At 62.9% G+C, this 1,201-nt stretch carries 2 protein-coding genes; both read left to right on the forward strand.

Annotated elements, in window-relative coordinates; translation table 11 throughout:
• Positions 1-763, forward strand: a 763-nt coding sequence (locus NKJ37_RS31905; RefSeq protein ID WP_352776441.1) for an IS66 family transposase, incomplete at its 5' end; no start/stop codon positions are given.
• 8 nt (positions 764-771) lie between these two features.
• Entirely contained in the window at positions 772-1,074 is a 303-nt protein-coding gene (locus tag NKJ37_RS31910; RefSeq protein ID WP_352776443.1) for an IS1096 element passenger TnpR family protein, read from the forward strand.
• Positions 1,075-1,201 lie beyond the last annotated feature (127 nt).

Genomic DNA, 1,201 nt, shown 5'->3' on the forward strand with positions numbered 1-1,201 from the left:
GGGCGGACTGATGAACATGTTGCGCCGTGCGCAGGGCGCCTTCGCGGCCGAGTGCGACAAGGCCGTCGCGGCGTTGCGCCGGGCCAAGGTCATCGCCTCCGATGAGACCGGCGTGCGGATCGAAGGAAGCAACGCCTACCACTGGGTGTTTCGCTGCCCCGAAGCGGTTGTTCATCGAGCGGCGCCAACGCGCGGCGCCGTCGTGGTCCGGACCCTGATGGACGGCCATCGGCCCGACGTCTGGTGTTCCGATCGCTATGCCGCGCAACAAGGGCACGCAAATGCGCATCAGACCTGCCTGGCGCATCTCGCCCGCGACGTCGCCTATGCGGACGAGGCAAGTGAGGACATGCTGCCCTCACGGCTCAAGCGTTGGCTGCAAAGGGCCTTCGCCCTAGCCGACGGTGTCGAAACCTTCGCCGCCTCGACCATCGCCGGCAAACGCCGCGCCCTGGAGCGAAGTCTGAACGATATCCTTGCCACCACAACGTCGTGCGATCTGGCCCGCGACATCCAAAACAAGTTCAGGCGAGCTCGCGATCAACTTTTGACCTTTGCCCAATGGCCAGGAATGGTCGATGCGACGAACAACGCCTGCGAACGCGCCCTCAGACCCGCCGTCGTTCAACGGAAGATCACTAACGCCTATCGCGCCATGTGGGCCGCCCATGGCGAAGCCGACATTCGAACCGTCGTCGACACGGCTCGTCTCGCGCCGGGCACGAACCCCTTCAAAATCATCCTTCAAACCGTCAGCGCCTGAAATCCGCCATGACTGAGCCCGCGACCTTGATCTTCCGAGCCTCTCTTCGGGCACGGCTTTATCGGGACATCGAGGTGTCGAGTTCGAGCACCCTAGCGGATCTGGCCGAAGCCATCGTAGCGGCATTTGGCTTCGACATGGACCACGCCTACGGCTTCTATTCAAAGCTGACGGGAAAGCTGTTCGACTCGCCGCAGCGGTTCGAGCTCTTCGCCGACATAGAGGGGAGCGGCTTTCGCAGCGTGACAGGCACACGCGTCATCGCGGCCTTCCAGAAGCTGGGCTCGGCAATGACCTTCTTGTACGACTAGGTGACGAGTGGCGCTTCCGCGTTGAAGTTATTGGAACAAGGCAGGCGCAGCCCGATGCCAATTACCCGAGGACCGTCAGCAAGGTCGGCAAGGCTCCCCCGCAGTACCCGGACTCGACGACGAGTGA

The sequence above is a fragment of the Mesorhizobium sp. M0140 genome, assembly GCF_040322475.1.
Lineage (GTDB): Bacteria > Pseudomonadota > Alphaproteobacteria > Rhizobiales > Rhizobiaceae > Mesorhizobium.